This is a genomic window from Saccharothrix sabaoui (assembly GCF_051756985.1).
Classification (GTDB): domain Bacteria; phylum Actinomycetota; class Actinomycetes; order Mycobacteriales; family Pseudonocardiaceae; genus Actinosynnema.
The window spans coordinates 1-15433 of record NZ_JBPKJK010000192.1 but is presented as its reverse complement, the minus strand read 5'-3'; the positions used below and the strand labels follow the sequence as shown (position 1 = coordinate 15433).

16 protein-coding genes are annotated in these 15433 nt (G+C 72.1%); 7 read left to right on the top strand and 9 right to left on the bottom strand.

Annotation, left to right across the window (positions count from 1 at the left end; genetic code table 11):
• Both rpsT and ACR807_RS36590 read right to left on the bottom strand, forming a co-directional pair.
• A partial coding sequence (gene rpsT / locus ACR807_RS36595) for a 30S ribosomal protein S20 (protein WP_438926096.1) occupies window positions 1-240 on the bottom strand: 240 nt, incomplete at its 3' end.
• A 131-nt stretch (window positions 241-371) separates the two neighbouring features.
• Window positions 372-2648: a glycoside hydrolase family 3 N-terminal domain-containing protein gene (locus ACR807_RS36590; protein ID WP_438926095.1), complete on the bottom strand. Its 2277-nt coding sequence runs from the start codon at window positions 2646-2648 to the stop codon at window positions 372-374.
• Window positions 2649-2841: 193 nt separating this feature from the next.
• Here ACR807_RS36590 and ACR807_RS36585 point away from each other — a divergent pair, with 193 nt between their 5' ends.
• Window positions 2842-3645, top strand: a complete 804-nt coding sequence (locus ACR807_RS36585) for a sulfite exporter TauE/SafE family protein (RefSeq protein WP_438926094.1) — start codon at window positions 2842-2844, stop codon at window positions 3643-3645.
• On the opposite strand, the gene ACR807_RS36580 is transcribed toward ACR807_RS36585, so the two are convergent.
• The 3 genes from ACR807_RS36580 to ACR807_RS36570 form a co-directional block, all read right to left on the bottom strand.
• Window positions 3614-4393: a VOC family protein gene (locus ACR807_RS36580; protein ID WP_438926093.1), complete on the bottom strand. Its 780-nt coding sequence runs from the start codon at window positions 4391-4393 to the stop codon at window positions 3614-3616. The genes ACR807_RS36585 and ACR807_RS36580 overlap by 32 nt on opposite strands.
• Before the next feature lie 136 nt (window positions 4394-4529).
• Window positions 4530-4745: a type II toxin-antitoxin system antitoxin gene (locus tag ACR807_RS36575; protein WP_438926092.1), complete on the bottom strand. Its 216-nt coding sequence runs from the start codon at window positions 4743-4745 to the stop codon at window positions 4530-4532.
• Window position 4746: 1 nt separating this feature from the next.
• Complete coding sequence (locus tag ACR807_RS36570) at window positions 4747-5688, bottom strand: SPFH domain-containing protein (protein ID WP_438926091.1); 942 nt, start codon at window positions 5686-5688, stop codon at window positions 4747-4749.
• Between the two features lie 273 nt (window positions 5689-5961).
• On the opposite strand from ACR807_RS36570, the gene ACR807_RS36565 reads away from it, so the two are divergent.
• On the top strand, window positions 5962-6330 hold the full coding sequence (locus tag ACR807_RS36565) for a VOC family protein (RefSeq protein ID WP_438926090.1): 369 nt from the start codon (window positions 5962-5964) through the stop codon (window positions 6328-6330).
• Here ACR807_RS36565 and ACR807_RS36560 read toward each other — a convergent pair.
• A complete protein-coding gene (locus ACR807_RS36560; RefSeq protein WP_438926089.1) occupies window positions 6307-6903 on the bottom strand; it encodes a class I SAM-dependent methyltransferase in 597 nt (198 codons plus the stop codon). The genes ACR807_RS36565 and ACR807_RS36560 overlap by 24 nt on opposite strands.
• 138 nt (window positions 6904-7041) lie before the next feature.
• Here ACR807_RS36560 and ACR807_RS36555 point away from each other — a divergent pair, with 138 nt between their 5' ends.
• Genes ACR807_RS36555 through ACR807_RS36545 form a run of 3 tightly spaced genes read left to right on the top strand, consistent with a single transcriptional unit; the run spans window position 7042 to window position 10515 of the window.
• Window positions 7042-8727: a circularly permuted type 2 ATP-grasp protein gene (locus ACR807_RS36555; protein ID WP_438926088.1), complete on the top strand. Its 1686-nt coding sequence runs from the start codon at window positions 7042-7044 to the stop codon at window positions 8725-8727.
• Window positions 8727-9671 (top strand): alpha-E domain-containing protein, encoded by a 945-nt coding sequence (locus ACR807_RS36550; RefSeq protein ID WP_438926087.1) that lies wholly within the window; start codon window positions 8727-8729, stop codon window positions 9669-9671. Before ACR807_RS36555 ends, ACR807_RS36550 begins: the two co-directional genes overlap by 1 nt.
• Before the next feature lies 1 nt (window position 9672).
• Complete coding sequence (locus ACR807_RS36545) at window positions 9673-10515, top strand: transglutaminase family protein (protein WP_438926086.1); 843 nt, start codon at window positions 9673-9675, stop codon at window positions 10513-10515.
• A gap of 3 nt (window positions 10516-10518) precedes the next feature.
• Here ACR807_RS36545 and ACR807_RS36540 read toward each other — a convergent pair whose 3' ends face one another.
• The gene (locus ACR807_RS36540; protein WP_438926085.1) at window positions 10519-10959 is read right to left on the bottom strand and encodes a type II toxin-antitoxin system PemK/MazF family toxin; all 441 of its coding nucleotides are present in this window, start codon (window positions 10957-10959) and stop codon (window positions 10519-10521) included.
• Between the two features lie 103 nt (window positions 10960-11062).
• Between ACR807_RS36540 and lepA the strand changes: the two genes are divergently transcribed.
• The gene (lepA, locus tag ACR807_RS36535) at window positions 11063-12910 is read left to right on the top strand and encodes a translation elongation factor 4 (protein WP_438926084.1); all 1848 of its coding nucleotides are present in this window, start codon (window positions 11063-11065) and stop codon (window positions 12908-12910) included.
• 156 nt (window positions 12911-13066) lie between these two features.
• On the opposite strand, the gene ACR807_RS36530 is transcribed toward lepA, so the two are convergent.
• Both ACR807_RS36530 and ACR807_RS36525 read right to left on the bottom strand, forming a co-directional pair.
• Window positions 13067-13288 (bottom strand): hypothetical protein, encoded by a 222-nt coding sequence (locus ACR807_RS36530; protein ID WP_438926083.1) that lies wholly within the window; start codon window positions 13286-13288, stop codon window positions 13067-13069.
• 164 nt (window positions 13289-13452) lie between these two features.
• Window positions 13453-13887: an HD domain-containing protein gene (locus ACR807_RS36525; protein WP_438926082.1), complete on the bottom strand. Its 435-nt coding sequence runs from the start codon at window positions 13885-13887 to the stop codon at window positions 13453-13455.
• A gap of 107 nt (window positions 13888-13994) precedes the next feature.
• Here ACR807_RS36525 and ACR807_RS36520 point away from each other — a divergent pair.
• Window positions 13995-15433 (top strand): chitinase (locus ACR807_RS36520; RefSeq protein ID WP_438926081.1); only part of this gene is annotated, 1439 nt, incomplete at its 3' end.

Sequence of the window (15433 nt, the reverse complement as noted above, 5' to 3'; positions counted from 1 at the left end):
GGCCAGCGCCGACTTCTTGTTGGCGGCCTGGTTGGCGTGGATGACGCCCTTGGTGACGGCCTTGTCGAGCTTGCGGGAAGCCTCCCGCGCCAGCTCGGTGGCCTTCGCCTTGTCGCCCGCCTCAGCGGCCTCACGGAACTTGCGGATCGCGGTCTTGAGCGACGACTTGACGGCCTTGTTGCGCAGGCGCGCCTTCTCGTTGGTCTTGATCCGCTTCAGCTGGGACTTGATGTTCGCCACGCGAAAGCCACCTTATTCCTCGGTCTCGGAGTCGCACCGCGCTCGTTCATCGGCTCCGACCCCGGAACGGGGGCGGGTTTCCTCCACAGCGGAATGCCGCGCGGTACGACGGAGAAGGATATCAAGGCTGCTCACCGGACCGTGAACCCGGCCCTCCCGTCGCCCACCAGCACCTCGTAGGCGCCCCGGGCGACCTCGGGCTTGCCGTCGCCGTGCACGTCGCCCGCGGTCACCGCCAGGTGCTTGGTGGGGAAGCTCACCTCGACGGTGCGCTGCTCGTGGGCCTTGAGCGTGACGCGGGTGAAGCCGACCAGCCGCTGGTAGGGCGTGAGCACCTGGCTCACCGGCTGGTGCACGTACACCGGGACGACGACCGTGCCGTCGCGGTCGCCGGTGTTGGCCACCGCGACCGACAGCCTGACCTGGTCGTCGCGGCGGACCTCGGTCGACTTGAGGACCGGCGTGGAGGTGGTGAACGTGGTGTAGGACAGGCCGTGGCCGAAGGCGAACTGCGGGTCGTAGCTGGAGCTGGGGCCCGCGTTGGCGCCGCGCGGCTGGTCGTAGGAGAACGGCTGGTCGCCGACGGTCTTGGGCCACGACACCGCGAGCCTGCCGCTGGGGTTGACCGCGCCGAAGAGCACGTCGGCGATGGCGCTGCCGCCCTCCGAGCCCGGTAGCCAGCCCGCGACCAGGGCGGGGGCGTCGGCGACCGCGCCGAGCACCTGCGGCCGGCCGGTGAGCAGCACCGCGACGACCGGTTTGCCGGTCGCGCGCACGGCCGTGACCAGCGCCTGCTGCTCGGCGGTCAGCTCGGGCGACTCGGTGTCGGCGTCGCCCTCGGCGCCGGGGTCCTCGCCGAGCACGACGACCACGGCGTCGGCGTCGGCGGCCTGGGCGACCGCGTCGGCCTGGGTCGGGGCGTTGACGACGTCCGTCGTGGGCGCGGCGGCGCGGATGCCCTGGAGCACGGTGACGGTGGGCGGCAGCGGGGAGCCGGACGGGATGCCCTGCCAGCCGACCGTCCAGCCGCCGAGCTGGCGGGCGACCGAGTCGGCCGCGTCACCGGTCACGACGAGCTTGCGGGCGCCCGTGGACAGCGGCAGGACACCGTCGTTGCGCAGCAGGACCGTGCCCTCGGCCGCGGCCTGGCGGGCCAGCTGCCGGTCGGCGCCGTCGACGATCGCGTCCGCCTTCGCCTCGTCCACGAACGGCTTCTCGAACAGGCCCAGCTGGAACTTGAGGGTGAGGATGCGGCGCACCGCCTGGTCGATGCGCCTGCCGCTGATGGCCCCGCCGCGGACGTTCGCCAGCAGGCCGGAGGTGAACTCGGCGGCGTTGGAGGGTTCCATCGCCATGTCCACGCCCGCGTTGACGGCCAGCGCGATGGCCTCCCGGTAGTCGGCGGCCACGTGGTAGCGGTCGACCAGGAAGCGGATGTCCTCCCAGTCGGTGATGGCCACGCCTCGGAAGCCCATGCGGTCGCGCAACTGCTCGGTGAGCAGGTACTTCGAGGCGTGGGCGGGCACGCCGTTCACCGCGCCGGAGTTGATCATGACGGTGCCGACGCCCGCGTCGAACTGCGCCTGGAAGGCGGGCAGGACGGTGTCCTGGAGGTGGCGGATGGGCAGTTGCGCGGGCGCGCGGTCGTGGCCGTTGAACGGCTCGGAGTAGCCCGCGAAGTGCTTGGCGGTCGCGGTGAGCTTCGCGGTGCCGTCGGCCGGTCCCTGCTGGCCGCGCACGTTGGCCGCCGCCAGCGAGCCCGCCAGCACCGGGTCCTCGCTGTAGGTCTCGTAGTAGCGGCCCCAGCGGGTGTCGCGGGCCAGGTCGGAGACCGGGGCGAAGTTCCAGAACACGCCGGTCGCGCGCATCGCCTCGCCGGTGGAGGCGCCGATCCGCTCCTGCAGGTCCGGGTTCCAGGTCGCGCCCAGGCCCACCTGGTGCGGGAACATGGTGGCGCTGAGCACGTTCGAGTGGCCGTGCACGCCGTCGGCGCCGTAGATGACCGGGATCTTGAGCCGGCTGTGGTCGAGTGCGAACTTCTGGACGGCGTTGGTCATCTTCGCCCACTCGCGGGGCGTGTTCGGGTTGGGCGCGTCGCCGCCGCCGGAGAGGATCGAGCCGACCTTCGCGTCCTCCAGGACGGCCTTCATGCAGTCCTCGCGCAGCGGGCCGGCGTTCCACTCGCAGTTGCCCCGCAGCTTGCCGAGGCGGATCTGGGTCATCTGGCCGACCTTCTCCTCCAGCGTCATCCGCCGCAGGAGGTCGTCGACGCGGCGGTCGACGGGGGCGCGGGCGTCGGTGTAGTCGCTGCCGCCCGGTTCCATCACGCCGCTCGCCTGCGCTCCGGTGACCAGCATGGCCAGCACGGCCAGGGCGCCGATGGCGGTGCGCTTGCGGGATCTCAGCATCGAGGACCTCCCGGGACGAGGGGCGTGGGCGGGGGAGAAGGCGCGAGGAGGGTGTGGGCGGGGCGGTTCGACTCACCCTCCCGGTGTGAGGTGGCGCACACCAGGGCCGAATGGCGCATTCTGGGAGCGCTCCCAACCGCTTTGCGCAGGTAAGGGGTGAAATGCAGTACGCCTGTCCTGTTAAATACTGTGCGTGACCACCGCTCTCGACTGGCCCGGGTTCGGGCACGTCTCGCTCGCCGCCCTGCTGTTCCTGTGCCTCGCCGCCGCGCTCGCGGGCGCGGTGGACGCGGTCGTCGGCGGCGGGGGCCTGATCCAGTTGCCCGCGCTGCTGCTCGTCGCGCCCGGCGGGCAGCCGCTGTACGCGTTGGCCACGAGCAAGGTGGCCGCGGTCGTGGGCACCGCGGCGGCGGTGCGGACCTACACGCGGCAGACGTCGGTCGACTGGTGGGCGGCGCTGCCGATGGCGGCGGCGGCGTTCGGCGGCGCGGTGGGCGGCGCGGCGTTCGCGGGGGCGCTGGCGCCGGGCACGTTGAACGCCGTGGTGCTCGTGGCGCTGGTCGGCGTCGGCGCCTACACGTGGCGCAAGCCCGCGTTGGGGGTGGCCGAGACGCCCCGGTTCACGCGTGCCGCGCAGATCGGGGTGATGGCGCTCGGCGGCGCGGTGATCGGCTTCTACGACGGGCTGGCCGGGCCGGGCACCGGCGCGTTCCTGGTGTTCCTGCTGGTGGGGGTGGTCGGGTTCGCGTTCCTGCGCGCCTCGGCCACGGCGAAGCTGGTGAACGTGGCGACGAACCTGGGCGCGCTGTTCTACTTCGTCCCGGCGGGCAAGGTGCTGTGGGGGCTCGCGGCGGTGCTCGCGGTGTGCAACACGGCCGGCGCGGTGTTCGGCGCCCGGCTCGCCGTGCGGCGGGGGTCGGCGTTCGTGCGCCGGGTGTTCCTCACCGTCGTGGTGGCGCTCGTGGTCAGCCTGGGGTGGAAGGCGGCGGTTGGATGAGCCGGAACGTGGCGCCCATCGGGTCACCAGCCGTGGTGAACCGGCCGAACGGGGAGTCCACGACCTCGCCGACGGTGACGCCGCCCAGGGCGCGCACCCGCCGTGCCGACTCCTCGGCGTCGGACACCGCGAAGCAGGTCATCCAGTGCGGCGGGATCTCGGCGGGAACCCCGTCGGTCATGCCGAACACGCCGGCCACGGCCCGGCCGTCGACGGTCAGCCGCGTGTAGGGCAGGTCCGGCACCGGGTCCAGGCCCAGGCCGAACACGTCCCGGTAGAACTCCGCCGCGCCGAACGGGTCGCGGGTGGCGAGCTCGTTCCACACCACCGCGCCCGGTTCGCCCACCACGTACGCGCCGATGTGCGTGCCCGCCTCCCACAGGCCGAACGCCGCGCCCGTCGGGTCGACCGCGATGGCGCTGCGCCCCAGGTCGCCGGCGTCCACCTCCGGCACGAGCACCGTGCCGCCGGCCGCGCCCAGCGCGTCCAGGGACTCGTCGAGGTCGTCCGTGGCGAGGTAGGTGGTCCACACGACGGGGAACGCCGCGCCGGGCGGCATCCCGTCGAACCCGGCCACGGGCAGGCCGCGCACGAGGGCGTTGGTGCGGTACCCGCTGTCGGGGCCGCCGACCTCGAAGTCCCAGCCGAACAGGCCGCCGTAGAACGCCGTCGTCGCGTCCCGGTCGGTGGTCATCATGGCCACCCACGCCGGGGTGCCCGGCGCGTACGGGGCGTTCAGCTCGGTCACCGGCACAACGGTCGCACCGGCTCCGGGGGTCCGCCAGTCGATCACGCCGGTCGATCACGTTCGGTGAGGCTGCTGGTGAAGGGGGCCGGGAACGCCGGGCGCCGCCGACACGGGGTGCGTCGGCGGCGCGGGCTGGTCAGTCCTCGGAGGGGGCCGGTTCCGACTTGCGGGGCCGGCCGCGCTTGGGCGGGGCCGCCGCGCCCGAGGGCAGGCGGCCCGCTTCGGCGAGGGCCCGGCGCAGCAGGAACTCGATCTGCGCGTTGGTGCTGCGCAGCTCGTCGTTCGCCCACCGGGCCAGGGCGTCGTGCACCGCCGGGTCGAGGCGCAGCAGGACGCTCTTGCGGTCGGCCACGTCAGTGGTACAGCGACCCGGTGTTGACGATCGGTTGGGTGGACTTGTCGCCGCACAGCACCACCAGCAGGTTCGACACCATCGCCGCCTTGCGCTCCTCGTCCAGTTCCACCACGTCCTGCTCGGCGAGCCGGTCCAGCGCCAGCTGCACCATCCCGACCGCGCCCTCCACGATCTTCGACCGCGCCGCGACCACCGCGCCCGCCTGCTGGCGCTGGAGCATCGCCTGCGCGATCTCCGGAGCGTAGGCCAGGTGCGTCAGGCGCGACTCGATCACCTTCACGCCGGCCGCCTGCACGCGTGCCGCGATCTCCACCGACAGCGTCTCGGTGATCTCGTCGGCGTTCTCCCGCAGCGACAGCCCGGCCTCGTCGTGGTTGTCGTACGGGTAGCTGGTGGCGATGTGCCGCACGGCGGTCTCGGTCTGGATGCCCACGAACCGCACGAAGTCGTCCACCTCGAACTTGGCCCGCGCGGTGTCCTCGACCTGCCACACCACCACGGCGGCGATCTCGATGGGGTTGCCGTCGGCGTCGTTGACCTTGAGCGCGGCGGTCTCGTGGTTGCGGATGCGGGTCGAGACCTTCACCTTCGTGGCGAACGGGTTGGCCCAGCGCAAGCCGTCGCGCCGCACGGTGCCGATGTAGCGGCCCGCGAACTGGAGCACCCGCACCTCGCCCGGCGCCACGGTGAACAGGCCGCCCGACACGACGGAACCGGCCACCACGACCAGCGAGCCGATCACGATCCCCGCCGCGCTCGGTCCCGCGTCCGGGCCGTCGGGGATCGCGGAGAGCACGATCACCAGCGCGCCCAGCGCCATCGCGGCGATCGAACCGCCCAGCACGCCCCAGCCCGACACGTGCTTCGCGTCGCGCTCCCGCACCACGGGAGTCGGCATCCTCACGGCCACGTCCATCGCCGCTTCCACGACCGGGTCCATCGCTCCACCCCTCAGTTCATATCTTGTGCTTAGCAAAGTGATATCACTTTTCCGAGGGGTGTGGCAAGCGGGTCGGGCAAGCGGGTCGGGCAAGCGGGTCGCGCGCGGAGGACGGTGACCGGCTCGTCGAGGTCTTCGTCGGGCCCGCCGCGGTCGGTGGGCGGGCACGGGCGTCCTGCGCCGCGCGCGGTTGGTGCGAGGCGGGGCGGGCCGACGGGTTCCCGCCGCACGTCCGGATGGCGCTCGACGTGCGCCTGTGATCGCCTGGGCGGCGTGGAGATCCTGAGCAGCCGCGTCCTCGTCCGCTCGACCGACCCCGGGCGCGCCCGCGCGTTCTACCGGGACGTCCTCGGCCTCGCCGTGCACCGCGAGTTCCCGGGCGGCACGGTGTTCTTCCTCGGCGGCGGGTTCCTGGAGGTGTCCGGGGACGCCGACGAGGGGCCCACCGCCGCCACCCAGCTCTGGGTGCAGGTGCGCGACCTCGCCGCCGCCGCCGAGGAGCTGGCCGACCACGTCACGCGCCCCGCCCGCCGCGAGCCGTGGGGCCTGGACGAGATGTGGATCGCCGACCCCGACGGGCGGCGGATCGTGCTCGTCGAGGTCCCCGCGGAGCACCCGCTACGCCGGGACGTCCGCGAGTAGCTGCACGGTGGGCGGCAGCACGCCGCCGTGCCGCTGGAGCGACGTGCGGACGTTCGCGAACCCGGCCAGCTCCGCCTCCCGCATCAGGTCGTACTCGGAGGTGTCCAGTGCCATCCGGCGCACCGACACGACGAGCCGCCCGCCCGGCCGCAGCACGCGGCGCAGCTCGTGGAACGCCGCCGCCCGGTTGCCCCACAGCTGGAGGTTGTCGACCGAGACCACCACGTCCACCGACGCCGCCGGCTGCCCGGTCCGCGCCGCCGCGCCCTCGCGCAGCTCGACCCGGCCGGCCACGATCAGCTCGGCGCAGCGGTCGCGCGCCTCGTCCAGCATGACCTGCGACGGGTCGACGCCGATCGCCTTGAGCGCGCGTTCGCCGGCCAGCTTGAGACCGACGCCGGGGCCGGGGCCGAGGACGAGCACGACCTCCTCCGCCGTCGGGGCGGCCACCTCGACGACGTGCTCCTCGACCTTCGCGTTGAGCTTGGCCATCACGCGCCCGCCCAGCTCGCCCACCTTGCCGCGGGGGTGGCCGAACGCCGCGTCGAGCGCCTTCATGAGGTTGTCCGCCATGCCCCCAGCGTCGCCGCAACCGATTGCGCGCCGCATCGGGGATTTCCCGGAGACCGGTCCGGAGATTGTTTCCGGGGTGTTTCCGTCCTGCACATCAAAGGTCCGGGGTAGTGCTTTCCGGGCATTCCCGCAGTAAAGATGTGGACCATGACGACTCCACGGGCCCGCACGTCGGGGCTGCGCCGCTCCCCGGCCCGCGCCGTCGCACGGGCCGGGGAGCTGTTCGACGGCTACCTCGACCCCACCCGCCCGCACGCCGAGGCGTACGACGAGATGTTCGGCCCGGACGCCTCGGTGCGCCCCGCCTACCGCGCGCTGTACGACTCGATCGCGCCGTCGCGGGTGAGCGAGCTGAGCGCCCGCTCCGAGGCGCTGGACCGGGCGTTCGTCGACCAGGGCATCACGTTCTCGCTGTCCGGGCAGGAGCGGCCGTTCCCGCTCGACCTCATCCCGCGCGTCATCACCGCCTCCGAGTGGTCCAGGCTGGAGCGCGGCATCGTGCAGCGCGTGCGGGCGCTGGAGATGTTCCTGGCGGACATCTACGGCGACGCCCAGATCGTGCGCGACGGCGTGCTGCCGCGCCGGCTCATCACCTCGTGCGAGCACTTCCACCGCGAGGCCGCGCTGATCAAGCCGCCCAACGGCGTGCGCGTCCACGTGTCGGGCGTGGACCTGGTGCGCGACGAGGCGGGCGTGTTCCGCGTGCTGGAGGACAACCTGCGCTGCCCGTCGGGCGTGTCCTACGTGGTGGAGAACCGCCGCACGATGGCGCGCGTCTTCCCGGACCTGTTCGCCCGGCACCGGGTGCGCGCCGTCGACGACTACGCCGTGCACCTGCTGCGCGCCCTGCGCAACGCCGCGGCGCCCAACGCCGCCGACCCGACCGTCGTCGTGCTCACGCCGGGCATCGCGAACTCCGCGTACTTCGAGCACTCGCTGCTGGCCCGCCAGATGGGCGTGGAGCTGGTCGAGGGCCGCGACCTGTTCTGCCGCGACAACGCCGTCTACCTGCGCACCACCGAGGGCGAGCGGAAGGTCGACGTGGTCTACCGGCGCATCGACGACGACTTCCTCGACCCCGTGCACTTCCGGCCGGACTCGGTGCTCGGCGTCGCGGGCCTGCTCAACGCCGCCCGCGCCGGCAACGTCGTCGTCGCCAACGCGGTCGGCAACGGCGTGGCCGACGACAAGCTCGTCTACACCTACCTGCCCGAGATCCTGCAGTACTACCTGGGCGAGAAACCGCTGCTGCCCAACGTGGACACGTTCCGCTGCTGGCTGCCCGAGGAGCGCGCCCACGTCCTCGACCACCTCGACGAGCTGGTGGTGAAACCGGTGGACGGCTCCGGCGGCTACGGCATCGTGTTCGGCCCGTACGCCACCCCGCGCGCGCTGGCGGCGCTGCGCCGCGGCATCCGGACCAACCCGCGCGGCTGGATCGCGCAGCCCGTCGTGCAGCTGTCCACCGTGCCGACGAAGGTGGGCGACCGGCTCGTGCCCCGGCACGTGGACCTGCGGCCGTTCGCGGTCAACGACGGCAACTCCGTCTTCGTGCTGCCCGGCGGCCTGACCCGGGTGGCGCTGCCCGAGGGCAGCCTCGTCGTGAACTCCTCGCAGGGCGGCGGTTCCAAGGACACGTGGGTGCTCGCGCCCCGGTCGTCCACGCTGGACCGCGAGCTGGCCGAGCCCGGCCTCGCGCGGCCGGACGGGGAGTCCTCGCCCGCCGCCGAGCAGGGGCCCGAGCTGACCACGTCGCAGCAACAGCAGCAACAACAGCAACAACAGCAACGGCAGGTGTCCCCACCGGCGTCGGAGGAGGCGTGATGCTGGCCCGCAACGCGGAATCGCTCTACTGGATCGGCCGGTACGTCGAACGCGCCGACGACACCGCGCGCATCCTCGACGTGTCGGTGCACCAGCTGCTGGAGGACGCCACGGTCGACCCGGACTCGACCAGCCGCGCCCTGCTGGGCGTGCTCGGCATCCCCGCGCCCGGCGACGCCTCGTTCGACGTGTGGTCGCTCACCGAGCTGGTCGCCTACTCGCGCGACCACGCCGGGTCGATCATCGCCTCGATCACCAGCGCCCGGGAGAACACCCGCGGCGCGCGCGAGGTGGTGTCCACCGAGATGTGGGAGTGCCTCAACGCGATGTACAACGCCGTCGAGGAGCGCAAGGCGTACGCCCGCGCGATGGGCCCGCACGCGTTCTTCACGTTCGTGGAGGAGCGGGCGGCGATGTTCGCGGGCCTGGCCGACTCCACGATGAGCCGCGACGACGGCTGGCGGTTCCTGGTGCTCGGCCGGTCCGTGGAGCGCGTCGACATGATCGTGCGGCTGCTGCTGTCCCGCGTCGGCGACAAGGCGAACTCGCCGGGCTGGGTGACCGTGCTGAAGTCGGCGGGCGCCCACGACACGTACCTGCGCACCTACCGGGGCGCGCTGGACGCCTCGCGGGTCGCCCAGTTCCTGCTGCTCGACCGGCTGTTCCCGCGCTCGGTGTTCCACGCCCTGCGGCAGGCCGAAGCCTGCCTGGAGCAGCTCGACCACCAGCCGACCGTGCGGGTCGGGGCCCGGGCCGAGGCGCTGCGCCTGCTCGGTCGCGCCCGCAGCGACCTGGAGTTCCTGCGGCCCCACGACCTGCTCGAACACCTGCCGCGCCGGCTCAAGGCGCTCCAGGTGACCGTGCGCGACGTCGGCGAGGCCGTCTCCCAGCAGTACTTCCACACGGCGCCGTGGGTCGCCTGGACGAACGCCGAGGTGGTCTGACGTGTCGTGGCGCGTGCGGGTCGTCCACACCACCGGGTACCGGTACGAACTGCCGGTCACGCAGAGCTACAACGAGGCGCGGATGACGCCGCGCGCCGACCGGCGGCAGAACGTCGTGGTCACCCGCGTGGAGACCACGCCCGCGACCCGCGCCTACCGCTACACCGACTACTGGGGCACCGAGGTCACCTCGTTCGACCTGCACGCGCCGCACGTGGAGCTGAAGGTCGTGGCCTCGTCGGTGGTGGAGACCGGGCCCGAGGAGGAGCCGGTGCGCACCGCCTCGTGGGCCGACCTCCGCGCGGACGCCCTGGTGGACCGCTACACCGAGTTCCTGGGCTGGACGGCCTACGTGCCGCGCGACCGCGAGCTGGCCGCCGTGGCGCGGGGCCTGCGCAAGGGGCTGGGCCCGGCCGACGCCGTGCTGGCCGCCTCGAACTGGGTCCACGAGCAGCTGACCTACCGGTCGGGCACGACCGGCGTGCACAGCTCGGCGACCGACGCGTGGCAGGCCCGCGAGGGGGTGTGCCAGGACTACGCGCACGTCACGCTCGTGCTGCTGCGCGCGATGGGCGTCCCGGCCCGGTACGTGTCCGGCTACCTGCACACCAAACCGGACGGCGAGGTGCGCGAGACCGTGCGCGGCGAGAGCCACGCGTGGGTCGAGGCGTGGACGGGCGGCTGGTGGGGGCACGACCCGACCAACGGCATCCCGGTCGGGCCGCGCCACGTCTGGGTCGCCCACGGCCGCGACTACGCCGACGTGGCGCCGCTCAAGGGCATCTACTCGGGCGGCGCGTCGTCGGCGCTGGAGGTCACGGTCGAGGTGACCCGGCTGGCCTGAGCCCTACTTCCAGCCCAGCCGGCGCAGCGCGTCCACGACCAGCGAGAACCGCTCCGGTTCGAGGACCGAGCCCTCGCGGCGGATGCCGTCCTCGGCCAGTTCGAACACGCGGTCCAGCCGCAGGTAGGAGTGGCGGCCGTCGCGGTCCCAGCGGCCCGTGCCCAGGTCGAGGTGGTCGTCCTGCTCCTCGGGCCGGTTCGGGGGCCTGCTGGTCAGCATGAGCGCCAGCAGGGTGCGGCGGTGCCTGCCGACCACCAGCAGCGGGCGGTCCTTGCCCCGGTCCGGGTCCTCCTCGAAGGGCACCCACGCCCACACGACCTCGCCGGGGTCGGCCAGGCCGTCCAGGTCGGGGGAGTACTCCAGGGTCGCCGCCGCGTGGGCCGCCGTGTGGACCTCCCGCACCGCGCCCCGGGCCGGTCGCGGGTCCTCTCCGTTCGCGTGCACGGCGGGCAGCCTATGGCCTCGGTCACGCCCGCGAGGCCCGGCCCGGCGGCGTGGCATGAGAGAATGGGGCGATTCCCCCGTCCTTCTTGTGCGAGGAACCTTCGTGACCACGTTCGCCGACCAGACGTTCACGCCTCCGGAGCTGATCCGGAACTTCTGCATCATCGCGCACATCGACCACGGCAAGTCCACCCTGGCCGACCGCATGCTGCAGCTCACCGGCGTGGTCGACGCCCGGGCGATGCGCGCGCAGTACCTCGACCGGATGGACATCGAACGCGAGCGCGGCATCACGATCAAGGCGCAGAACGTGCGGCTCCCGTGGCAGGTCGGGGGGCAGGACCACGTCCTGCACATGATCGACACGCCGGGCCACGTCGACTTCACCTACGAGGTGTCCCGCGCGCTGGAGGCGTGCGAGGGGACGGTCCTGCTGGTCGACGCCGCGCAGGGCATCGAGGCGCAGACGCTGGCCAACCTGTACCTGGCGATGGAGAACGACCTCACCATCATCCCGGTGCTGAACAAGATCGACCTGCCCGCCGCGGACCCCGACAAGTACGCCAAGGAGCTCGCCCACATCGTCGGGTGCGAGCCCGAGGAGGTGCTGCGCGTCTCGGCCAAGACCGGCCTGGGCGTCGGGGCGCTGCTGGACGAGGTCGTGAAGCGGGTGCCGGCCCCGGTCGGCGACGCGGACGCCCCGCCCCGCGCGATGATCTTCGACTCGGTCTACGACACCTACCGCGGCGTCGTCACCTACATCCGCGTGGTCGACGGCAAGATCACCCCGCGCCAGCGCATCCGGATGATGTCGACCAACGCGACCCACGAGCTGCTGGAAGTCGGCATCATCTCGCCCGAGCCGAAGCCGAGCGTCGGCCTGGGCGTCGGCGAGGTGGGCTACCTGATCACCGGCGTGAAGGACGTGCGCCAGTCGAAGGTCGGCGACACCGTGACGTCGGAGAAGAAGGGCGCCACCCAGCCGCTGGCCGGGTACCGCGAGCCGCGGCCGATGGTGTACTCGGGCCTCTACCCGGTGGACGGCTCGGACTACCCGATCCTGCGCGAGGCGCTGGAGAAGCTCCAGCTCAACGACGCCGCGCTCACGTTCGAGCCGGAGACGTCCGCGGCGCTGGGCTTCGGCTTCCGCTGCGGCTTCCTCGGCCTGCTGCACCTGGAGATCACCCGCGACCGGCTGGAGCGCGAGTTCGGCCTCGACCTCATCTCGACCGCGCCGAACGTGGTGTACCGGGTCGTGATGGAGGACGGGACGGTGCACGTCGTGACCAACCCGTCCGACTGGCCCGACGGCAAGCGCGCCGAGGTGTACGAGCCCGTCACCCGGTGCACGATCATCGCGCCCAGCGACTACATCGGCGCGATCATGGAGCTGTGCCAGGCCAAGCGCGGCCAGCTGGGCGGCATGGACTACCTGTCCGAGGACCGCGTGGAGCTGCGCTACACGATGCCGCTCGGCGAGATCATCTTCGACTTCTTCGACGCCCTGAAGTCGCGCACGCGCGGCTACGCGTCGCTGGACTACGAGGAGTCGGGCGAGCAGGAGGCCGAGCTGGTCAAGGTGGACATCCTGCTCCAGGGCGAGCCGGTGGACGCCTTCAGCGCGATCGTGCACAAGGACCACGCCTACGGCTACGGCACGCGGATGGCCACGAAGCTGCGCGAGCTGATCCCGCGGCAGCAGTTCGAGGTGCCGATCCAGGCGGCCATCGGCGCGCGCGTGATCGCCCGCGAGACGATCCGCGCGATCCGCAAGGACGTCCTCGCGAAGTGCTACGGCGGTGACATCACCCGCAAGCGCAAGCTGCTGGAGAAGCAGAAGGAGGGCAAGAAGCGGATGAAGATGGTGGGCCGGGTCGAGGTTCCCCAGGAGGCCTTCGTCGCCGCGCTGTCCACCGATGACTCCGGCGGCAAGGACAAGGGCAAGAAGTAGGACCCGCGGTCGCGTCCCCGTCGATCCCCGTCCCCGGGCGGGTGGTCGGCGGGGATCGTCGTTCCCGGGCCCAGGGCGGCGAAAGGGCCCCGGGGATGACGAAAGGGCCCTCAGGACGTCCCTGTCCTGAAGGCCCTCGAAGGTGCCCGGGCGTGCTCAGCTGTAGTTGCGGAGCATCCCGTTCAGCGCGTGGCGGCGGAGGATCGCTTCGATCTCCCGGGTCTGGTGCTCCGGGTGACGCGCGAGGATCGCTTCCATGTCCATCCGGGCGCTGGGGGTGTTGTAGTCGGCCAGCTGGCGTTCGAGGTCCGCTTCCCGCTTGCGGATCGCGCGTCGCGTGGCGAAGTACGTGCGAACAGTAGCCAGGGGGTTTGTCATGTCACCTTTCGGATCGATCTATCTGTATCGGTTCACCTACTATCTTGCCGCACGTCAGAGCCCTGCGCAGCCGATTTCGACGTGACCTCCGCCGCACCTGTTTCACCACGGTTCGTGATCGTCCCCGGGCATGACGGGCGGGTGACGGCGAGGTTGGGGAACGCTCACCCCGCGTCGCGGCCGAGCACGTCGAGCGAGTCCGCGTACTTGGCCCGCAGCCGCTCCTGGGTGGCCCGGTCGAGCAGCGCGAGCCGGGGCGGCGACATGTTGTCGGCGATGTCGGCCCGCTTCACGACGACCGCCACGGGGTCGGTCAGCACGCGCCCGAGGTAGTCCTCGCGCGGCTCGCCGGGGAGGTGGCTCAGCGCGACCACGGTCGACACGACCTCGGGCGGGCAGCCGGCGGCGAGCAGGTCGTCCGCGGTGAGGGCGGTGTCCTCCAGCACGTCGTGCAGCACGGCGGCCATCCGGGCGTGCTCGCCGGACACCTTGCTCATCACGCGCAGCGGGTGACCGATGTAGGGCTTGCCGGACTTGTCGACCTGCCCGTCGTGGGCCGCCCTGGCGATCCGGATCGCGTCATCAACGGTGAACGTCATCCGACCATTGTTCACAGGCTTGACAAGACCCATTGGTCTAGTCCATTTTCGAGTGGCCCGCGTCACCCGAGCTGGGCGTGGCCGCCGGAGAGAACGTGGAGGTGGACGTGGCTTCGAGGACGAGACGCGTGCTGGGCGCGGTGCTGGCGGGACTGCTGGCGATCGCGGGCCTGACCCTGGTCGTGGTGGGCAGCGCGTCGGCCGCCAACCTGGTCGCCAACCCGGGGTTCGAGGGCGGCACGGGCGGCTGGACGTGCGGCGCGGGCACGGGCGTGGTCACCACGCCCAAGCGCAGCGGCACGCACGCCCTGGTCGGCACCCCCGCCGGGCAGGACAACGCGCGCTGCGGGCAGACCGTCGCGGTGAAGGCCAACACGGCCTACCAGTTGAGCGCGTGGGTGCAGGGCAGCTACGTGTACCTGGGCGTGACCGGCACCGGCAGCGGCGACAAGAGCACCTGGACGCCGGGGTCGGCGGGCTTCGGCCGGCTCGCCCTGGACTTCACCACCGGCAACAGCACGAGCGTCACGGTGTACGTGCACGGCTGGTACGGCCAGCCGCCCTTCTACGTGGACGACGTGAGCCTCGACGGTCCGGGCACCCCGCCGACGAGCACGACGACCACCACGACGACCACCACCACGACGACCACCACCACCACGACGCCGGGCAACCCGGACCCGTCGCTGCCGAAGCACGCCCTCACCGGCTACTGGCACAACTTCGACAACGGCTCGCGGCTGCTCCGGCTCGCCGACGTGCCCACCACGTACGACATCGTGGCCGTGGCGTTCGCCGACGCGACCGCCACCCAGGGCGCGGTCGCGTTCACCCTGGACCCGACGCTGTCGTCCAAGCTCGGCGGCTACACCGACGCCCAGTTCAAGGCCGACGTGCGAACCCTCCAGTCCCGCGGCCAGAAGGTGATCATCTCCGTCGGCGGCGAGAAGGGCACGATCAGCGTCGCCAACGCCACCGCGGCCACGAACTTCGCGAACAGCGTGAAGACCCTGATCGCGAACTACGGCTTCGACGGCGTGGACATCGACCTGGAGAACGGCGTCAACGCGACCTACATGGCGCAGGCGCTGCGGGCGATCAGCGCGGGCGGCGGCAAGGTCATCGCGATGGCCCCGCAGACCATCGACATGCAGTCGACGCAGTCGGAGTACTTCAAGCTGGCGCTGTCCGTGAAGGACATCCTGACCGTCGTCAACATGCAGTACTACAACTCCGGCTCGATGCTGGGCTGCGACCAGAAGGTGTACTCGCAGGGCACGGTCGACTTCCTGGTCGCGCTGGCCTGCATCCAGCTCCAGAACGGCCTGCGGCCCGACCAGGTCGGCCTCGGCCTGCCCGCCTCCCCCTCCGGCGCGGGCGGCGGCCACCAGTCCCCCGCCAACGTCAACGCGGCGCTCGACTGCCTCGCGAAGGGCACGAACTGCGGCTCGTTCAAGCCCGCGCAGACGTGGCCGGGCATCCGCGGCGCGATGACGTGGTCGATCAACTGGGACGCCTCGAACAACTGGCAGTTCGCCTCCGCGGT